This window comes from Luteolibacter sp. SL250 (assembly GCF_026625605.1).
Lineage (GTDB): Bacteria > Verrucomicrobiota > Verrucomicrobiia > Verrucomicrobiales > Akkermansiaceae > Luteolibacter.
The window spans coordinates 3145659-3164755 of sequence record NZ_CP113054.1; the positions used below are offsets into that span (position 1 = coordinate 3145659).

General features: G+C 62.2%; 18 protein-coding genes and 1 tRNA gene. 12 read left to right on the forward strand and 7 right to left on the reverse strand.

All coding sequences use genetic code 11. The annotated features are described in order from the left end of the window. Positions 1-30: 30 nt before the first annotated feature. Entirely contained in the window at positions 31-951 is a 921-nt protein-coding gene (locus OVA24_RS13850) for a DUF808 domain-containing protein (protein WP_267670458.1), read from the forward strand. Positions 952-1062: 111 nt separating this feature from the next. Here OVA24_RS13850 and tkt read toward each other — a convergent pair whose 3' ends face one another. Next, positions 1063-3039 (reverse strand): transketolase, encoded by a 1977-nt coding sequence (tkt, locus tag OVA24_RS13855; RefSeq protein ID WP_267670459.1) that lies wholly within the window; start codon positions 3037-3039, stop codon positions 1063-1065. A 206-nt stretch (positions 3040-3245) separates the two neighbouring features. On the opposite strand from tkt, the gene OVA24_RS13860 reads away from it, so the two are divergent. From OVA24_RS13860 to thrC, 3 genes are all read left to right on the forward strand, one after another. Next, a tRNA-Glu gene (locus tag OVA24_RS13860) sits at positions 3246-3320 on the forward strand. 191 nt (positions 3321-3511) lie between these two features. Further along, positions 3512-4468 carry a homoserine kinase gene (locus tag OVA24_RS13865; protein WP_267670460.1) on the forward strand — a complete coding sequence of 319 codons (957 nt, stop codon included), beginning with the start codon at positions 3512-3514 and terminating at the stop codon, positions 4466-4468. Positions 4469-4553: 85 nt separating this feature from the next. Further along, positions 4554-5852, forward strand: coding sequence for a threonine synthase (gene thrC / locus OVA24_RS13870; RefSeq protein ID WP_267670462.1), 1299 nt, complete (start codon positions 4554-4556; stop codon positions 5850-5852). A gap of 23 nt (positions 5853-5875) precedes the next feature. Here the strand turns inward: thrC and OVA24_RS13875 are convergent, their stop codons facing one another. Both OVA24_RS13875 and OVA24_RS13880 read right to left on the reverse strand, forming a co-directional pair. After that, positions 5876-6448: a DUF417 family protein gene (locus tag OVA24_RS13875; protein WP_267670463.1), complete on the reverse strand. Its 573-nt coding sequence runs from the start codon at positions 6446-6448 to the stop codon at positions 5876-5878. Positions 6449-6499: 51 nt separating this feature from the next. Next, positions 6500-7399: a helix-turn-helix domain-containing protein gene (locus OVA24_RS13880; protein WP_267670464.1), complete on the reverse strand. Its 900-nt coding sequence runs from the start codon at positions 7397-7399 to the stop codon at positions 6500-6502. Positions 7400-7516: 117 nt separating this feature from the next. Between OVA24_RS13880 and OVA24_RS13885 the strand changes: the two genes are divergently transcribed. Beyond that, complete coding sequence (locus OVA24_RS13885) at positions 7517-7957, forward strand: DUF5069 domain-containing protein (RefSeq protein ID WP_267670465.1); 441 nt, start codon at positions 7517-7519, stop codon at positions 7955-7957. A gap of 15 nt (positions 7958-7972) precedes the next feature. Here the strand turns inward: OVA24_RS13885 and OVA24_RS13890 are convergent, their stop codons facing one another. Beyond that, on the reverse strand, positions 7973-9940 hold the full coding sequence (locus OVA24_RS13890) for a RecQ family ATP-dependent DNA helicase (protein WP_267670466.1): 1968 nt from the start codon (positions 9938-9940) through the stop codon (positions 7973-7975). A gap of 33 nt (positions 9941-9973) precedes the next feature. On the opposite strand from OVA24_RS13890, the gene OVA24_RS13895 reads away from it, so the two are divergent. After that, positions 9974-10390 (forward strand): AP2/ERF family transcription factor, encoded by a 417-nt coding sequence (locus OVA24_RS13895; protein ID WP_267670467.1) that lies wholly within the window; start codon positions 9974-9976, stop codon positions 10388-10390. 41 nt (positions 10391-10431) lie between these two features. Beyond that, positions 10432-10890 carry a hypothetical protein gene (locus tag OVA24_RS13900; protein WP_267670468.1) on the forward strand — a complete coding sequence of 153 codons (459 nt, stop codon included), beginning with the start codon at positions 10432-10434 and terminating at the stop codon, positions 10888-10890. 20 nt (positions 10891-10910) lie between these two features. Here the strand turns inward: OVA24_RS13900 and OVA24_RS13905 are convergent, their stop codons facing one another. The 3 genes from OVA24_RS13905 to argH all read right to left on the reverse strand — a co-directional run bounded on the left by OVA24_RS13905 (position 10911) and on the right by argH (position 14537). Then, the gene (locus tag OVA24_RS13905; RefSeq protein ID WP_267670469.1) at positions 10911-11591 is read right to left on the reverse strand and encodes a hypothetical protein; all 681 of its coding nucleotides are present in this window, start codon (positions 11589-11591) and stop codon (positions 10911-10913) included. A gap of 168 nt (positions 11592-11759) precedes the next feature. Continuing rightward, positions 11760-12791, reverse strand: a complete 1032-nt coding sequence (locus tag OVA24_RS13910) for an RNA-binding protein (RefSeq protein ID WP_267670471.1) — start codon at positions 12789-12791, stop codon at positions 11760-11762. A gap of 384 nt (positions 12792-13175) precedes the next feature. Then, positions 13176-14537, reverse strand: coding sequence for an argininosuccinate lyase (argH, locus tag OVA24_RS13915; protein ID WP_267670472.1), 1362 nt, complete (start codon positions 14535-14537; stop codon positions 13176-13178). 212 nt (positions 14538-14749) lie between these two features. On the opposite strand from argH, the gene OVA24_RS13920 reads away from it, so the two are divergent. From OVA24_RS13920 to OVA24_RS13940, 5 genes are all read left to right on the forward strand, one after another. Next, the gene (locus tag OVA24_RS13920) at positions 14750-15190 is read left to right on the forward strand and encodes a DUF5069 domain-containing protein (RefSeq protein WP_267670473.1); all 441 of its coding nucleotides are present in this window, start codon (positions 14750-14752) and stop codon (positions 15188-15190) included. 93 nt (positions 15191-15283) lie between these two features. Further along, positions 15284-15538, forward strand: a complete 255-nt coding sequence (locus OVA24_RS13925) for a FeoA family protein (protein ID WP_267670474.1) — start codon at positions 15284-15286, stop codon at positions 15536-15538. Positions 15539-15555: 17 nt separating this feature from the next. Then, positions 15556-17454: a ferrous iron transporter B gene (locus OVA24_RS13930; protein ID WP_267670475.1), complete on the forward strand. Its 1899-nt coding sequence runs from the start codon at positions 15556-15558 to the stop codon at positions 17452-17454. Continuing rightward, positions 17455-17613 (forward strand): hypothetical protein, encoded by a 159-nt coding sequence (locus OVA24_RS13935; RefSeq protein ID WP_267670476.1) that lies wholly within the window; start codon positions 17455-17457, stop codon positions 17611-17613. Positions 17614-17697: 84 nt separating this feature from the next. Further along, entirely contained in the window at positions 17698-19041 is a 1344-nt protein-coding gene (locus OVA24_RS13940) for a PhoPQ-activated pathogenicity-related family protein (protein WP_267670477.1), read from the forward strand. Positions 19042-19097 lie beyond the last annotated feature (56 nt).

Consider the following 19097-nt stretch of genomic DNA (forward strand, 5'->3'; position numbering starts at 1 on the left):
TCCCCGAACCTCGCGGATCATCCTGCCAACATGGCCGCAGGCAGCCTACTTACCCTCCTCGACGACATCGCGTCGATCCTTGACGACGTCTCCATCCTCACCAAAAAGGCCGCGGCGAAAACAGCGGGTGTGCTGGGTGACGATCTCGCACTGAATGCCCAGCAGGTCAGCGGCGTGGTTTCCAAACGGGAACTTCCCGTCGTTTGGGCGGTGGCGAAGGGTTCCTTCGTCAACAAGCTCATCCTCGTCCCGCTGGCGCTGCTCATCAGTGCCTTCGCACCTTGGGCCATCACCCCGCTGCTGATGATCGGTGGCCTCTACCTTTGCTTCGAAGGAGTCGAAAAACTCCACCACGCCCTCCAGCACCGCGGGAAGAAGTCCGAAGAGGAAGCCGGGCAGAATCTTTCCGAACTGGCTGCCACAACACCTGACGAAAAGGTGGAGACCGAGGCGGATAAGATCAAGGGGGCCATCCGCACCGACTTCGTACTCTCCGCGGAGATCATCGCCATCACGCTGGGGGTCGTGGAAAATGAAAATCTGGTCCGCCAGGCGCTGTCCCTTTCTTCCATCGCCATGATCATGACCGTGGGAGTCTATGGACTTGTCGCCGGCATCGTGAAACTCGATGACGCCGGACTCTACCTCACCCAGCGGGAAGGCGCGGCTCCGAAAGCAGTCGGCCGCGGCATCCTCTGGACCGCCCCGCTTCTGATGAAGCTTCTCTCCATCCTCGGCACCGCCGCCATGTTCCTGGTTGGCGGAGGCATCGTGGTCCACGGCATCCACTGGCTGTATCTGCAGATCGAGCACATCGCGGCTGCCACTGGTGGCTTTCTCGCACCGATCGTCTCCTCTCTTCTCAACGGCATCTGCGGCCTCATCGCCGGTATCCTCGTGCTGCTGCTGGTGAACGGCATCCGCAAGCTGCGCGGGAAGTCTTCGCATTGAGCTGAGTAGGAATCCTCCCCGCCGAAGCTCTCACGAGACTCGCTACCCATCAAAAAAGAAAGCCCGGTCGCGTGACCGGGCTTCCCCATTGGAATCAAACTTCCGGAAGGATCACTTCGCGGCGGCTATAACGGCGTCCTTGGTGATGCCGAGTTCCTTGAACACGGTGTTGCCAGGAGCGCTGATGCCGAAACGGTCGATGGCGATGACCTTGCCTTCGTCCCCGACGTATTTCCACCACAGGCCGGAGACACCGGCTTCGATGGCCACGCGCTTCTTCACGGCCTTCGGCAGGATGCTTTCCTTGTACTCCGGGCTCTGGCGCTCGAAGCGCTCAAGGCAAGGCAGGGAAACGACGCGGACACCATCGCCCAGCTCGGCGGCGGCGGCAACGGCGTGCTGCACTTCGGAGCCGGTGGCGAGGAGGATGGTGGTGAGTTCACCCTTCTCTTTCACGGCGATGTAGCCACCGCGCACGGTACCGTCCCGGCGCTCCTGCACCGGCACGTCATTCATGAGCGGGATGGCCTGGCGGCTGAGGATGAGGGCGGTCGGGCCGTCCGTGCGGTTGAGCGCGGCGATGAAGGCACCGGCGGTTTCCTCCGCATCACCCGGGCGGATCACGTCCAGGTTCGGGATCACGCGCAGGCCGCTGACGGTTTCCACCGGTTGGTGGGTCGGGCCGTCCTCACCGACACCAACGGAGTCGTGGGTGAAGATGAAGGTCACCGGCAGACCGGCGAGCGCTGCAAGACGGATGGAGCCGCGCATGTAGTCCGCGAAAGCGAGGAAGGTCGCCCCGCTGATGCGGAACAGGCCGTCATAGGCGATACCGTTGCAGATCGCGCCCATGGCGTGCTCACGGATGCCGAACCAGATGTTGCGGCCGGTCGGGTTGGTGGCGGAGAAGTCACCGCCGCCGTTGATGTAGTTCTTCGTGGAGCCGAAGAGATCGGCGCTGCCGGTGATCACCTGCGGGATCGCCTTCGCCACCGCGTTGAGGACGGTGCCACCCGCGGAACGGGTTGCGTCCTTGTAGTCCGCGGCGAAGGCCGGGATCTTGTCGCTGAGGTCGGCGGGGACGGACTGTGCGACACCGGCGGTAAGTTCGGCGGCGAGATCCGGATTCACTTTCGCCCACGCGTCGTAGGTCGCCTGCCATGCCTTGAACGCGGCCTTCCCGGAAGCGGTGCGCTCCGCGAAGAAAGCGCGGGTTCCTTCGGAAACATAGAAGTGGGAGCCTTCCGGCAGGCCGAGGCCCAGCTTGGCGGCATCCACGAACTTCGCGCCACCTTCACCGTGGCCCTTTGCGGTGCCCTGCACCTCGGCGATGCCCTTGCCGATGATGGTCTTCGCGATGATGACCTTCGGCTTGCCGTTCTTGTCGTTGCGGGCGTGGTCGAGCGCCTTCGCGATCGCGGCGAAGTCATGACCGTCGATGGTCACGGCGTCAAAGCCCTGGGAGGCGAAATATTGCTCCGCGTTCTCGCTCTGCGTCACATCTGCCATGGCGTCCAGCGTCACATCGTTGGAGTCATAGATGAGCACCAGGTTATCCAGCTTGTTGTGGCCGGCGAAAGCGATCGCTTCCTTGGCCACGCCTTCCTGGAGGCAGCCGTCGCCGAGGAGGGCGAACACGTTGTGGTCGAAGATGGTGTGCTCCGCGGTGTTGAAGCGTGCTGCGGCGCGCTTGCCGGAGAGGGCGTAGCCCACGGCATTGCCAACACCCTGGCCGAGCGGGCCAGTGGTGGCCTCAACGCCAGGAGTTTCATGGAACTCCGGATGGCCGGGGGTGATGGAGTGGAGCTGGCGGAAGTTCTTCACGTCATCCAGCGGCACCGCGTAACCGGCCAGATGCAGCCAGCCGTAGATGAACATGGAGCCGTGACCGGCGGAGAGGATGAAACGGTCCCGGTTCAGCCACTTCGGCGCGTCCGGATTGTAGCGGAGGGTTTCACCGAACAGCACCGCGCCGATGTCCGCGCACCCGAGGGGCAGGCCGAGGTGGCCGGAGGAACAGGCGTGGACGGCATCCATGGCGAGGCCACGGGCTTCATTGGCAGCGGTTGCGAGCAGGGTCGTGTTCATGACAAAGAGATTTCCGGTGAATGATTGGGATTGCCCGGAGGCGGAAAAGACTAGGAATCCTTCCCCTCTTGACAAGCCGCAACCATGCCTCCGTCACTTTGTTGCGTGGAATTTCATGCATCCTTGGTATGAATCGGAAAAATCACTCAAAAAAATCTTGCGCAACCCGGGCCTCTGTCGTTTCTTTCGCCCCGCACCGCGACAACGACCCGTTCGTCTATCGGTTAGGACTCCAGATTTTCATTCTGGCAAGAAGGGTTCGACTCCCTTACGGGTCGCCATTCCTCCCTTGGGAAAGGCAAATTGATTGTGAAGCTGAAAACCGCCGCTCTCCTCCGGGAAGCGGCGGTTTCGCTTTTACCCCCGTGGCATCCCATGATCCACACCGCGAGTCTCCGCGCTTGAATCCCGGCGCTCTCCCCACTAAACCTCCCGCCCGCCATCAGTGGCGGCATTTCCACTCCATCCAGTCATGCCCGATTCCAAAGAAATCCGCGTCTTCGCCCCGGCCACGGTGGCGAACGTCGCCTGTGGCTACGACGTCCTCGGCTTCGCGATCAACGCGCCGGGTGACGAAGTGGTCGTCCGTCATTCCGACAAGCCCGGGCTGCACATCACCAAGATTACCGGCGACAACGGGAAGCTGCCGAAAAACCCCGCCCAGAACACCGCCGGAGTGGCCGCGTTGGACCTGTTGAAGCACCTCGGCATGATGGACCGGGGCATCGAGATGGAGATCCACAAGAAAATGCCCTTCGGCTCCGGCCTCGGCTCCTCCGCCGCCTCCGCCGTGGCAGGTGCGTATGCCGTGAACAAGCTGATCGGCTCGCCGCTCAGCCGGAAGCAACTCCTCCCCTTCACCATGGCCGGTGAGGCCTTTGCCGACGGCGCGTGGCACGCGGACAACGTGGGTCCCTGCCTCATGGGCGGCATCGTCTTCATCCGCTCCAACGCGGAACTGGACATCGCCCAGCTCCCCGCGCCGAAGAACCTGTGGGCGGCCGTCGTCCACCCGGACATCGAGATCCTCACCAAGGTCGCCCGCGAGATCCTGCCTAAGGAAATCCCACTGGAAAACGCCACCCAGCAGATCGGCAACCTCGGCGGCCTCATCTGCGGCCTGATCCAGGAAGACTACGGCATGATCTCCCGCTCCATCCATGATGTGATCGCGGAGCCGCGCCGCCAGAAGCTGATCCCGGATTTCTACAAGGCGAAACGCGCGGCCCTCTCCGCCGGAGCCCTCGGTTTCTCCATCTCCGGCGCCGGTCCGTCCGTCTTCGCACTCTGCGAAGGGGAGGAATCCGCCCGCAAGGTGGCGGACGCCGTTTCCAAGGTGTTCTCCGCCGTCCCGCTCACCAACCAGGCCTACGTTTCGCCCATCAACACCACGGGCGTGCATGTGATTGAAGAAAGCACCAAATCCTAAGCACGAAATCCCAAACGCCTCTGTTGAAAGGGCACCGAATTTTCCGTTTAGAATTTAGAGCTTCAGATTTAGAGCTTACAAAACCGTGCTTTACCACTCCACCAACAATCCCGCCCACCGTGTTGACCTGAAGGAAGCGGTCCTCCGCTCCCTGCCGCCGGACAACGGCCTCTACATGCCGGACAAGCTACCGGTGCTGGGCGGGGATTTCTGGAAAATCTGGCGCTACCTTTCCTTCCAGGAGATCGGCTACGCGGTGGCGGAGGCCTTCTTCGGTGAGGATGTGCCGCACGACGCGCTGAAGGACATCGTGGAAGGCACGCTGACCTTCGACGCTCCGCTGGTTACCCTGGCTCCCGGCGATCACATCCTGGAGCTGTTCCATGGACCGACTCTCGCGTTCAAGGACTTCGGCGCGCGTTTCATGGCCCGCCTGATGGGTTGGCTGACCCGCGACGAGGACCGGGAACTGACCGTGCTGGTCGCCACCTCCGGTGACACCGGCGGTGCGGTCGCCTCCGCCTTCCACAACGTCCCCGGAACCCGGGTGATCATCCTCTACCCTGAAGGAAAGGTGTCCGGCCTGCAGGAAAAGCAACTCACCGCCCTGGGTGGCAACATCACCGCGCTGGAGATCGCCGGCTCGTTCGATGACTGCCAGGCTCTGGTGAAGTCCGCCTTCCTGAACCAGGAGCTGTCGGCGAAGCTGAACCTCACCTCCGCGAACTCCATCAACCTTTCCCGGCTGGTCCCACAGAGCTTCTACTACATCCACAGTGCCCGCCAGCTCCCGGAAGGTGTGAAGCCCGTGTTCGTGGTGCCGTCCGGCAACTTCGGCAACCTCACCGCCGGACTGCTGGCCGCACAGCTCGGCCTGCCGGTGGAGCATTTCATCGCCGCCACCAACCGCAATGACGTGGTGCCCGCCTACCTTTCCTCGGGCGACTACCAGCCGCGCCCCAGCGTTGCCACCATCTCGAACGCGATGGACGTCGGCGCGCCCTCGAACTTCGTCCGCATGCAGGCACTCTTCGGCGGCTCATGGGATTCCATGAAGGCGAAGATCCACGGCGTGATGTTCAGCGACGACCAGACCCGCGCGGCCATCCGCGAGGTGAAGTCCATCCACGGCTACGACATCGACCCGCACGGTGCGGTCGCATGGCTGGCCGCCCGCCAATGGCGTGCCGGTCACCCCGGCACCGCCACCATCAGCCTCGAAACCGCGCACCCGTCGAAGTTCCCGGACGTCATGGAAGCGGAGCTTGGCAAGGGCGTCATCGAGATCCCGGAACGCCTCGCCGTCCTTGCGGACAAGCCGAAGGTCGCGACGAAGCTCGGCACGGACACCGCCGCCTTCCACGACTACCTGCGGTCGATCTGATCCGCCATCAATGCCATTCGAGGCTATCGGTTGCCGTTTGTTTTCCGCAGATACGCTCGCGCGGAATCCGCCATCACCACCAACCCGGCACCGAGCATGATGGCATCCTTCACGACCAGCCTGCCACGCCCGCTGAGGTAGGGAAATCCGTGCTCGGTGTCTCCCAGCGGAGGCACCCAGCTCTCCGGGGTCGTGACTAGGAATGACAGCGTGACCACTGACATGATGGCCACCAGCAACCCTCCCACCGCCGCCACTTGCGGCAGCCAGGGATGGAGCGCCAGCATCAGCCCGTAGATGACGATGACCGCGCCAAGTCCGTAGGAAAAGAGGTAGGTCCGGTTGCGTTCATGCCATTCGCGGTTCGCCAGGATGAGCGCTCCTTCCGGGTTCATGTGATTCTTGTACTCCGGTGCGGGATACTTGTAGAAAAAGCTCATCGTCGGACTGTTCGCGACAAACGGAACGATCCCGTCCGCCTCATACTTGAACACCTTCAGGCCGCCGATCCACAGCAGCACCACAATCAGGCCCCACCGTGTCAGTGTGATGCCCAGCCGATCCGTCCCCGCCATCCTTTCCATCCATTGCTTCATCCGGAGAGGTTAGACGCGGCCCATGCCTCCGGGAATGGACGGGAGGAGCCTTCACATGGACAAATTACTCCCATTCCGGATCCGGGTTTCGAACTCCCGGAAAGCCGTGGGGGAAAAACCGGTGGCCGACTTGAACAACCGGCTGAAATAGAATTCGTCCATGAATCCCGCCTCCGCGGCGATTTCCTTCACCGGGCGCAGGGTGTGCAGCAGGTGCCATTTCGCATGCTTCAGCATCCGATCGCGGATCAGCTCGGTGGGAGTTTTTCCCAGTTCCTCCTTTACCAGCCTCCCCAGGGCTTTCGGTGTCATTCCCAACCGAGCCGCGTATTCGTGGGGACGGTGGATCCTATGGAAATCGCGCTCGATCAGTTCCAGGAGGGAGACCAATACCGGATGGGATGCGGCTTTGCCGGGAGTGGAGGCCGCAGCCATCTGCTCAAGTTTCATCCGGGATGCCTTGATCAGCAGGATCTTCACGAGCGACAGCACCGCCTCACGATGGGCGACATCACCGGCGGTGAACTCCTCCTCGATTTGTCCGACCAATGTGCCGACGTCCCGCGCGAGCGCTGGATCACATCTGACCATCGGTTCGCCGTGCAGGCGGTTGAACAGCACGCCATTGCACCCCACCTCCTTATGGTGGGTCTCGATGCAGAGGAAGTTCGCATGGAACCTCATCAACGTTCCCGAAATGGCGGACTCCGGCTTGAGGAACAGGGTCTGATAAGGATTCGCGAAAAGCAGCACCGGCCCGGCGAAGGGATGCTCCATGAGGTCGGGATGATACCGGCCCTCCCCTTCCCTCACCCATAGGATGGTGAAGCAGTTGGACCTCACCGGAGCGGCGAGCGTTTCCCGGTCCAGCGCCTCCAACGCGAACGGCAGGCCACCTGCCGCCGGATCGAAGTTCCGGAGTGTGACAGGATTGCTGCTGATGGGTTTCATACGCCTGACCAGTCCAACATGACCGCCAGGAAGCGGTCACGGCAACCCCGAAGCATGTCCCGCGATTTGACAAGCGCACCAACAGCCGTTTGTTGGCGGTCTAACCACACCAACATCATGAGCAACGCCAAAGATCTGTCCAGGGAAGCCCCGACCAGCCCACGTGTCCGCATCGGCGGCTACGCCATCCTCTCCCGCATGGCGGACAAGGGTCGTGCGGATATCGCCGGAACGCTGGGAGATTTCCATTTCGACTGCCCGCTCGACAATATGCTTTTCGGCTTCAAAGGGGTAAAGGGAGCCGACGTCCGCAAGGAACTGGAGAAAGGTGCCACTGACACCGAGATCGCCAAATGGCTCGATGCCAACGGAACGCCGAAGACCGAGGACGAAAAGAATGCATGGTCCGACGAAATCGAAGCCTACCACCCCTACGAGAATCCGGAGAAGAAGGATTGGTTCGTCGGCGTCTGCGGTGAGGTCGGGATCGATCCACAGACCAGCACCCTGTTCGACTACCTCGAGACCGACGACCGGGTGAGCTACAAAATCGGGTAAGGCTCCGCCTCAGGATCAGCCTCTCGCGGCATTCACCTGGTCCAGGATTTCCCGGAAGGGAATGTCCGCGAGCATCCCGAAGGCATCGTGCCGGGTCAGCCCCGCACGCGTCGCCGCAGGGCTGGTCATGCCCGAGAGAAAACGCGCGAGCTGCCGTGGCGTGGCGAGCGCGGGATGCCGTTCGTCGATCAAACCCTTCATGACCGCCCACTCGTCATCCGCTGGCTTTCTTACCTGTGGCCGGCGGATGGGTTCCGCATCTATCCCCCTGCACCGGTCGCAGTGACCGCAGGGTGCGGGCAGATCTTCTCCGAAATAGCCCGTCAGGCAGCCGGTGAGGCATTCGCTGCGTCCCGGAAGGTCGGATACCATCCCCAGCCTTTCCAGATCCGCGGTCTCCCGCCGGGAGAACCGTTCCGCGAAACGCTCCGCGATCTCGCGCGGATTCCCCTCCTTGAGCATGCGGTAGCCTTGCCTCACACCGGAGATTTCCAGAGCCACATCCCCTGCCCGTTCCAGTTCGGAAAGTGCTGCCACCACCCGCTCCCGCGTCACCTCCAGTTGGGCCGCCGCAGCGGAGGGATCGAAGTATCTCCAGGTCCGCTTCTCCTCCCCCAGCTTCCACAGCTTCCGCAGGAAATCCGATTCCTCCTGTGGGCGTCCGCTGAAGATCCGCGCCTCCGGTTGCAGGAGCTTCACCCGATAGGTGGAGTAGAACGTGCCGGTGGCCGTGATGTGGCCGTCCGTTTCCAGATAGGTCATCACCGTCGCCACCACCTGCGTCCGGATGTCGCACGACACGGAAAGATCATAGACGGAGACATCGAAGGTGTTCCCCAGCCGCAGGACGCGGTCCAGCAGGTTCGCCAGCGCCCGCTTGGTCGGGGTGTCCGCGTGGATGAAATTCTCCAGCGTCACCAGATCCTCCCCGCACGCCAGCATCTCGCACACCGCCGGCTTTCCATCGCGCCCCGCACGGCCGATCTCCTGACTGTAGTTCTCCAGGCTCTTCGGCAGGTTGTAGTGATACACCGCACGGATGTCCGCCTTGTCGATGCCCATGCCGAACGCGATGGTGGCGACAATCACCCGGATGCTCCCATCCATGAAGGCGAGCTGCGCCGCCGCCCGCGTCTCCGGCGGCAGACCCGCATGGTAGGCCTGCGCGGAAACGCCATTCCGCGCCAGAAAGGTACCGATCTCCTCCGCCGTCTCCTGCCGCGTGACATAGACCACCGCCGCACCCTCCGTTTCGCGCACACGCTCCAGCAGCAGCGCCTTACGCTCCTTCACCCCGCAGACCGTGGTCCTCAGATCCAGATTCGTGCGGTGGAAGCTGAGCTGGACATGATCTTCCGGAGCAATCCCGAACCGGTCACAAATATCCCGCGCGACCGATGGCGTCGCCGTCGCCGTCAGTGCGAGGATCCTTTTCACGCCGAGTTCCTTCAGGATCATCGCCAGTTTCAGATAGTCCGGCCGGAAATTGTGCCCCCATTCCGAAATGCAATGCGCCTCGTCAATGGCCGCCATGGCGATAGGCAACCGTTCCAGCCGCTGGCGGAACCGCTCGTTCGCCAGGCGTTCCGGGGCCACATAGAGCAGCTTCAGTTCTCCGGCATCCAGCTTCCGGTTGATCTCGATTACCTCCGCCGCATCCAGGGTGGAGTCCAGCCTCGCCGCCGAAATGCCCCGTGAGGTCAGGCGATCCACCTGGTCCTTCATCAGCGCGATGAGCGGGGAAATCACCAGTGTCACCCCGTCCATCAGCAACGCCGGAAGCTGGTAGCAGAGGGACTTTCCTCCGCCCGTTGGAAACACCGCCAGAGCTGACCTACCGTCCATCAGCGCGTGGATCACCGGCTCCTGCCCTTCCCGGAACGCGTCAAATCCGAAGTGTTTTTCCAGGGTCCGCAGCACGCCCGACTCTCCCGGAGGTCTCCGCCCCTTGACAAGCTTCGCTTTGACAAGTGCCGGAAGCACCCGGAGGTTACCATCGGACCCATGGAAGTTGTGATGGATAATTTTGCGATCACCCGGATGGAGCGGGCGGAAAGCAGTACCTTCGGTTGGCAGGTGCGCCTCCAGCGGCGGGGGACGCGGTATGCGAAGTACTTCGCGGATCGCCGCTTCGGCGGGATGGAGGCTTCGCTGGCAGCGGCACGGGCTTGGCGGGATGACCTGCTCAGGACCTTCGCCGAGGACGACAGGGCGCGCGTTTGTTCGAAGTCCTCCCGCAATTCTTCCGGTGTCGTAGGCGTTTCCAAGGTGACGATTTCAGGGGGCAATGGAGTGGTCTATTATTTCTGGCAGGCCACCTGGTCCCCATCCCCCGGCCAACGCCGCAGCATCCGCTTTTCCGTGAAGAAACACGGGGAGGAAGAGGCGTTCCGGCTGGCCGTGCAAGCCCGCCAGAACGGCACCTTCGGCTGATCCGGCAGATTCCTTTTCTTGGGGCTTGGAAATCCCTCCCAATGGGTCAGAACAGCACCATGTTCAGCGCCAGCAAACTCACCCCCGAACAGAAAGATTCCCTCCACGCCTGGGCGGCGGAAGGCGCCACCATCTCCGACCTCCAGAAACGGCTGAAGGATGAGTTCGACATCTCCATCAGCTACATGGACGCCCGTTTCCTGGTGCTGGATCTGGAGATCAGGCTTCAGGAGCAGAAAAAGGAAGAAGAGAAAAAGCCGGAGCCCGAAGCCCCTGTCCCGACCGGCGCTGTCACGGTGACCATGGATCATATCGCCCTGCCAGGTTCATTGGTCAGCGGTCGCGTGACCTTCAGCGATGGCGAAACCGGTATCTGGATGCTGGACCAGAACGGCCGCCCCGGCCTCGACGCGGATACCCCGGGCTACCGCCCATCCCAAGAGGATGTGATGGAGTTCCAGACCCAGCTCCGGGATCTGATCCAGCAAAGCGGGCTGTGATTCGGATACTGCCGGCTCCGTCAGTAGCTACTGTAGCAGGCGTAGACAAGACGCCGTTCCTTGTCGATGATGAGGTGACGAAAGGATGATCTCCTCTGTCCTTCGTGGCGTTCGCTCCCTTTCCATCGCTGAAGATCCGGGGCGTCCGGGAATGGCCAGTTACCAGGGAAAGATCCGGGATCTCCCGGTGACCAGACCTTCTTGCTGTCGAAACTTATTTCATCAATCAACTTCTCCACTGCTTCCGGAGTGGTCTCAAAGCACCAGACTGTTGTCCTGTCGGTGATGCCACCTCCCCAGGAGTGGTAACGAAGGTTCTGCGATTTATCGGGGAAAGGCGCTTTCATGGCCTGCCGGAAGGCGTTCTTCGCCGTGGGTGGATTCGTTACCAGGGATACCACCACGGAGCCGAACATCAGAATCTGCGGAAACAGCAGCAGAAGCTTCCGCCATGGTTTCCAGCGCTTCCTCGATGCAACACAGACCAGAGCGCACCAAATCAGATAGAGGATGCTGACTCCTGTTCCTATAAAGACACCGTTGATCAGTCCCACCTGCAATCCCTCCCTGAGGTTCGTATGACTTGCAGCAATGGGAATTCCATAAGCGAGGATCACCAAGAAGATCCCCACGCTGATGATCCACAGGGTGGTGCCATCCCATCCGGCAGGCTTCTGTATCTGGTCTTCAGCGGTGGCCATCAGGGAGGAAGCCTAGTCAGATCGATGCCGGAGGAGCAAGGAGCAGATCAGCGGAATAGCTGGATCTTCCGAATGTGACTGGGCCATCTTGGCCCAGGCACTCTCACGAAAAAGCCCCGCCGCGGCGGACCGGGCGGGGCTTGGAATGTCGTCTTTGGGGAAGCGGGATCAGGCGTCCTTCTTCTCCTCTTCGGAAGCAGGCTCGGCATCGACAGCGTCGGCGACCTGATGCTCGACGGCTTCGACAATGACTTCCGGAGCACCGACGGCCTCGACGTTCTCGACCGCGGCTTCCACGATTTCAGCAGGAGTTGGGTCCTGGAGATGGGTCACGGTCTCGACGGCTTCCGGAGCCGCGGCAGCAGCCGCAGCCGCAGGGATGACGGGAGCTTCGACCACATGTCCACCGGCATTGCGCGGTTCACGCGGAGCACGCTCCGGGCGGTCTTCACGCTCCTCGCGGTCCTCACGCTCGTCCTGGCCCTTCGACTTGGCGCCGGAGACGGTCAGCTTGCGGCCCATGAATGGCTGGTCGTGCAGCACCTCGACGGCGCGCTTGGCCTCATCGACGTGGAGCATCTCCACAAAGCCGTAGCCCTTCGAGCGGTGGGTGGTGCGGTTGTAGACGATCTCCACGTTGCGGACGCCGCCGATACCCTTGAAGAGGTCGATCAGGTCGCTTTCGGAAACGTCATAGGACAGGTTGCCGACATAGACGCGGGAGGACTCCACGCTGCCGGCGTCGCCGCCACGACTGCGGTTGTTGTCCCGGTTGCGACCACCACGCTCGCCGCGTTCACCACGCTCACCGCGCTCGCGCTTTTCGCCCGGGGCAGCCTGGCCTTCGGTGGTGCGTGCGACACGGGTGTTGGACTTCACCTTCGCCTCGCCGCCCTGCGGCTTGGACACATCCGGCTTGCGCTCGGGGCGCGGCGGACGGACCGGCTCCTTGTAGAGGCCGATGGCCTTGAGCAGCTTCTGCCACCAGGTCAGCTTCGGCGCGGAGTATTTCCGGGCCGGGCGGTTGCCCTGCGGGCGGAATTCCTCGGCGCGCGGGGGCTTGTTGCCATCCCGTTGGCCTCGTTCGCCGCGATCTCCGCCGCGTTCGCCGCGGTTCTGGTTGTTCCTTCTGTTACGGCCACCGCGTGAGCGGCGGCGCTTATCTCCCGAGTTCCGGGAATCTTGTGTTGCGTTCGACATGTTTTCGCATGGGTCTGGGTGTTACGGGCGGTCCTTGGCGCGGCGGGCTGGAGTGCCCCGCAATGTTGGAGGATAGGACCCCGGTGTTGGCCGACATGGACTCCGAAAACCGGCCTTTTGTTACCGGGGGAAAGCACCGCTGCGTGCGGAGGTCGCTTTGCCGTGTTCGGAGCCGGTCGGATTGCGCCGCCGCCCGTGTGCAGCTCTCCCTCATTTCCTGCCGCCAGCCGGAATCCAACGCCCTCGGTAAAAGGAGAATTGAACCGGCAGGTCGCGTTTGACCGGCTGCGGACATCGGAGGATTTCGGGAGAAATCTGCTCGCCCCCGACCCTAAGGGGAATCAGGGGCTTGGCAAGACTGGAACCATCCGTGCCTTATTTTGATCAACTACCGGAAAGGACACCCTTCCAGCGGCTGATTTCCGCACGGACGTTCTGGATCGAAGGAGCGCCCGGGTTGGTCCGGGAGGCCAACGCCCGTTCGAGGGAGAAGACATCCTTCGCCTCCGGCCCGTAGGCGGGGTCGATGGCGGCCAGATCCAGTTGGTCCAGCGGGGTTCCGGTGGCAACCGCTTCCGCGACGGCCTTTCCGACCAGTTCGTGGGCGTGGCGGAACGGTATCCCCTTCTTCACCAGATAGTCGGCGAGATCCGTGGCCAGCAGCATGGGGTCGGACGCGGCGGCGCGACAGTTTTTCTCCCGCAGTTCCATGGCCGCAATCATCTCCGTGTTCACGGCGAGGATAAGGTTCAGGGTATCAACGGAATCGAAAAGCGGCGGCTTGTCCTCCTGCAGGTCCCGGTTGTAGGTCAGCGGCAGGCCCTTGATGGCCACCAGCAGGTTCATCAGGTTGCCCACCAGACGTCCGGTCTTTCCACGGGTCAGCTCGCAGACGTCCGGATTCTTCTTCTGCGGCATCAGGGATGAGCCGGTGGTGTGGGCGTCCGACAGTGCGGCGAAGCCGAACTCGCTGCTGCACCAGAGGATCAGGTCCTCGCTCAGGCGGGAAAGGTGCGCCCCGCAGAGCGAAATGACGAACAGCAGTTCCGCGATGTAGTCCCGGTCAGCAATGGCATCCATCGAGTTTTTCGTAATCCCATCGAAACCAAGCTCCTCTGCGATCTGCACCCGGTCCAGATTGATGGTGGAACCTGCCAGCGCACCGGAACCCAGCGGGGAAATATTCAGCCGCTTGCGGCAGTCGGCCAGCCGGGATTTGTCACGCTCCAGCATTTCGACATAGGCGAGGAAATGATGGCCCGCCGTCACCGGCTGCCCGCGCTGGAGGTGAGTGTAGCCGGGGATGACGGACTCCGCATAGCGCTCCGCCTGACCCAACAGCGCGTTCTGAAGGTCCGTGACCGCACGGATGAGTCCGTCGATCTCCGTCCGCGAATAAAGCCGGGTGTCCGTCGCCACCTGGTCATTCCGGGAGCGTGCGGTGTGGAGCTTCGCCCCCGCCGGACCGATCCGCCGGGTCAGCTCCGACTCGATGTTCATATGGATGTCCTCCAGGGACGTCTTGAATTCGAAGTTCCCCGCCTTGATGTCCTCCAGGATGGCCAGCAGGCCGTCACGGATCTGGGAAAACTCCTCCTCCGTGAGAATGCCCGCCTTCACCTGCGCACGGGCATGGGCGATCGATCCCGCGATGTCATGCGGGTAGAGCCTCCAGTCGTAGGAGATGGACTCTCCGAACTGTTGGACGAGCGACGAGGTATCTTGGGAGAAGCGGCCTTTCCACATGGCGGTTATCGGTGCGCCAAGCTGCCCGGGTTGCCCGCCGATGGAAACGGAAATCTCGAAAAATCCCCGCAACATTCCCAAAGTCCCGCGCACGGGTTCACCTCGCGGGCGATTCCCTAACAAACGGATTTGCCAACAGAGATGAATTGGCCGATGGATGGAGAATCGCGCTCTCCACCGGTCGCGCGATCCAACAAATCCAAGAATATCCCATGTCCCAGATCATCCCACTCATCAGTTCCGGCACCGCAGGCCCTCTCGGCGTCCTCCACCTGCCGCGACTCTGGCTCAAGGCCTCCCTCGGTGCTGCCGGAAAGCTCCATCCGGACTACCCGGCCTGCGGAAAAGGCTACGACCAGATGGTTCTCGACGGACTCGGCATCGCCAACGCCGACTTCGATGCGTTCATTGCGGAGAAGAAGCCGACCTATCCACAGTTTGAAGCATGGATTCTCGAAAAGTCCGGCGGAGCGCTCGACGCCACCTCCGTGAAGAAGCTCAACGACTCCATCACCGGCTACCACCACGGTGACGACATCCGGAAGGACATCCTCTCCGCGAACGGTATTCCGGACGACGGTTCCCTGCCGGATGCAGTGAATCTCAACAACCTGGACGACTGGCTGACCTTCCACCGCGAAGTGCTGTCCTGATCCTCACCCATTCTCCCTGAGGCGCGGCTTTCCCAGCGAAGGCTGCGCCTTTTCTTATTGCAACCCCTTCTCAAAAGACGACCCTCAGCGCGGATGCCCATCCGCCCCGCAGACGCCCCCGAATCCACCAGTGCCAAGACCCTCAATGAGGTCGAGGCAGGCCGTGACTTCCGGATCAGCGGCATCGACGGCCCATCCTCCGACCGACTGCGTGATCTCGGTTTCCGGGAGGAAACGCAGATCCGGAAGCTGTCGGGAGGACGGAATCTCGTCTGCTCCATTTCCGGCACCCGTCTGGCCATCAGCAAGGAACTGGCCGCCCAGGTGTTCGTCTCCCCTGTTTTCTGAATTCGCACGTACTTCCCATGTCGTCGTCTGATCCCGAATCACCCGCACTCATCGCCCTCGTCGGAAATCCCAACGTCGGCAAGACCACCCTCTTCAACGCTCTCACCGGCGCGAACCAGCACGTGGGGAACTATGCGGGTGTGACTGTCGCGGTGAAGCGCGGTGATACCTTCACTCCGCACGGAAAAAAGATCACGGTGCTGGACCTGCCCGGTTGCTACTCCCTGCGTGCTTCCTCGCCGGATGAGCGGGTCGCCATCGACGCCCTGTCCGGAAACCTGCCCGGTGAGAAGACTCCGGATCTGGTGGTGTGCGTGGTGGATGCCTCCGCCCTGGAGCGCCAGCTTCCCTTTGTCCTGCAGATCATCGAGCAAGGCCACCCGGTGGTGCTGGCCCTCAACATGGTGGACATGGCGGAGAAATCCGGCCTCCGGCTGGACCCGGTGAAGATGTCCGAGGAACTGGGCGTGCCCGTGGTCCCGATGCAGGCGAACGCGAAGAAAGGCATCATCGATCTGAAGCAGACCTTCCGCGCCCCCTTCCCTCCTCCGGCCGCGGCACCGTGGCTCCACGGCAACGACGACACGGATGTCAGCCGGAAGAAGTTCACCGACCGTGTCTGCGAGATCGCAGCACGCCGACCGGACGCCCACCAGCAGACCCTCTCCGACAAGCTGGATCGTTTCTTCCTGCACCCCTTTTTCGGTTGGGTGGCGTTCGTGGCGATCATGTTCGCCATTTTCTGGACGATCTTCTCCTGGGCATCCGTCCCAATGGACTTCATCGAAGGTTTGTTCGGCAGTCTCGGCGAATGGGTGGGTGGAAAAATGCCGGACGGCGACCTGAAGTCCCTCATCGTGGACGGAGTCATCGCAGGCCTGAGCGGCACGCTGGTGTTCCTGCCGCAGATCGTCTTGCTGTTCCTGTTCATCGGCCTGCTGGAAAGCTCCGGCTACATGGCGCGTGCCGCCTACATGATGGATGGGGTGATGGCCTTCGCCGGACTGAGCGGAAAGTCCTTCCTGCCTCTCTTCAGCGCCCATGCCTGCGCCATCCCCGGCGTCATGGCCACCCGCACGATCGACTCTCCGAAGGAACGTCTGGTGACCATTTTCGTGGCCCCGTGGATGAGCTGCTCCGCCCGTCTGCCGGTCTATTTCCTTCTCATCCCGCTGCTGCTGTCAAAGGACAGCCCTGCGTGGCAGCAGGCCACCATACTTTTCTCCGTCTACGCCATCGGTATCATCACCGCCTTCATCGTCGCCCGGGTTGTCCGCGGTCGCCTGGGTCCTGACAAGACGACGAATCACTTCCTGCTGGAACTGCCACCCTACCGCCTGCCGCAGTGGTCTTACATCCTGCGCCACGTGTTCGACCGGGGCTGGGCCTTCGTCGCCCGTGCGGGCACCATCATCCTGGGCCTCTGCATCCTGCTCTGGGCGCTGCAGACCTACCCGAAAAAAGAAGGCACCGAAGACGCCGCGGAACTGCTGGAGTACAGCGCCATGGGCAGGATCGGAGACGTGATCGAGCCGGTCGTAAAGCCGCTGGGCTTCGATGGCCGGGTGGGCACCGCGATTCTTACCTCCTTCGCCGCGCGCGAAGTCTTCAACAGCACGCTCGGCATCCTCTTCCACGCGGAGGAGGCGGAAGACGATGACGCGACGACGAACCTGATCCGCGACAAGGTCACGGCTGCGACATGGCCGGACGGCCGGCCGCTATTCACACCGCTGACGGTGGTGTCGCTGCTCGTATTCTTCATCTACGCGCTCCAGTGCCTGCCCACCAGCGCGGTGGTGGCGCGGGAGTCCGGCTCGCTGAAATGGGCCGTCGGGCAGTTCTTTTTCATGTCCGGCTTCGCCTACGTGGCATCTTTGCTTGTATTCCAGGCAGGAAGGCTGATGGGTTTCTGAATGATACAACTCGAATGGCAGACCGTCGCCGCGCTCGTGATCGTGGCGACCACCCTCACCATCTTCCTCGTCCGGCTGGCAAAGCCGAAGGCGAAGGGCGGGAACTGCGGCCATAGCTGCGGATGCGGGAAAAAGGCTCCGTCGGACCATTCCCACTGAGTTTCCGGAATTTTTTCCGCACCGGCGTGTAACATTTCCGGTGCCGCATCCGATGTTCCATCCGTAACACCCATCCGTCATCCCATGAAATGGTCTTCTCCCCTGCTGCTGTGCCTCGCCTGCCTCATTCCGTTTGCCTCTCCGCTGGTCTCCGCCAAGGAGGCCGCGCTGCCGCAGGAACTCTCCACCTACGTGGCCAGGGCGGAACCTGACAGTGGCTGGAAATTGGTCACCAAGAGCGAATTCGGCGAGTGCGACTACTGGCACCTCAACCTGAAATCCCAGGTCTGGCAGGACATCCCGTGGGAGCATGACCTTGTCATCTTCAAGCCGAAGAATGTCACCTCCGATGGCAAAATGGTGCTGCTGAACGAAGGCGGCAGCTTCAAACCGGACAAGGCGATGTATGGCGCGTTCCTCGCCAACAAGATGAAGGCGCCGGTGGCCATCGTGCTCGGCGTGCCGAAGCAGCCGCTTTACGACGGCAAGCGCGAGGATGATCTCATTGCGGAAACCTTCATCCGCTACCTGGACACCCAGGACGCCACCTGGCCGCTGCTTTTCCCGATGGTAAAGACGGTGGTGAAGGCGATGGATGCCGTGGGCGAATTCACTGGTCAGGAATGGGGCGTGAAGACGGACAAGTTCCTCGTCACCGGTGCCTCGAAGCGCGGCTGGACCACCTGGCTCACCGCAGCATCGGATCCACGCGTCATCGCCATCGCTCCGATGGTCATCGACATGCTGAACATCCCCGCCCAGCTCCCGCTGCAGGTGGACCGGTTCGGCAAGCCGAGCGATCAGATCTCCCCCTACACCAAGCGTGGCCTCATCCCGCTAGGTGAAACCGCCGCCGCCAAACGGCTGTGGAGCATCGTCGATCCCTACACCTACCGCGCGAAATACACCATGCCGAAGCTGATCCTGCTCGGCAACAACGACCCCTACTGGAGCCCGGACGCACTCAACCTCTACTGGGATGAAACGCCCGGTGAGAAATACATCTCCTACACGCCGAACGCCGGCCACAACCTGATGGAGGTGGACGCCGCCGGCGCACGCCAGCCGCTGCCCATCCGCGCGCTGGACAACATCGCCGCCTTCGTTCGCGCCCAGTTCACCGGCACCGCTCTGCCGAAGATCGGCTGGAAGCACGGCGAAGCTGCTGATGGGAAACTCAACCTCACCGTCACCGCCGACCAACCGGCAAAGGAAGCGCGCCTGTGGGTCGCGAAGTCGGACACCAAGGACTTCCGCAAGGCACGCTGGGAATCCCAACCGCTCGAAATCGGCGATGGCAAATCCATCACCGCCACCGTGACGAAACCGGACAGCGGCTACATCGCCTACTACGCGGATCTGAACTACGAAGTGGATGGCGGCCCGATGTGGCTCTGCACCCAGCTCCGCCTCGCCGGAGCGGAATAACAACCATGTAAGGCGGCTAGGGCCGTCGCTGGTCATTCGGGAAGAAAAAGCGACGG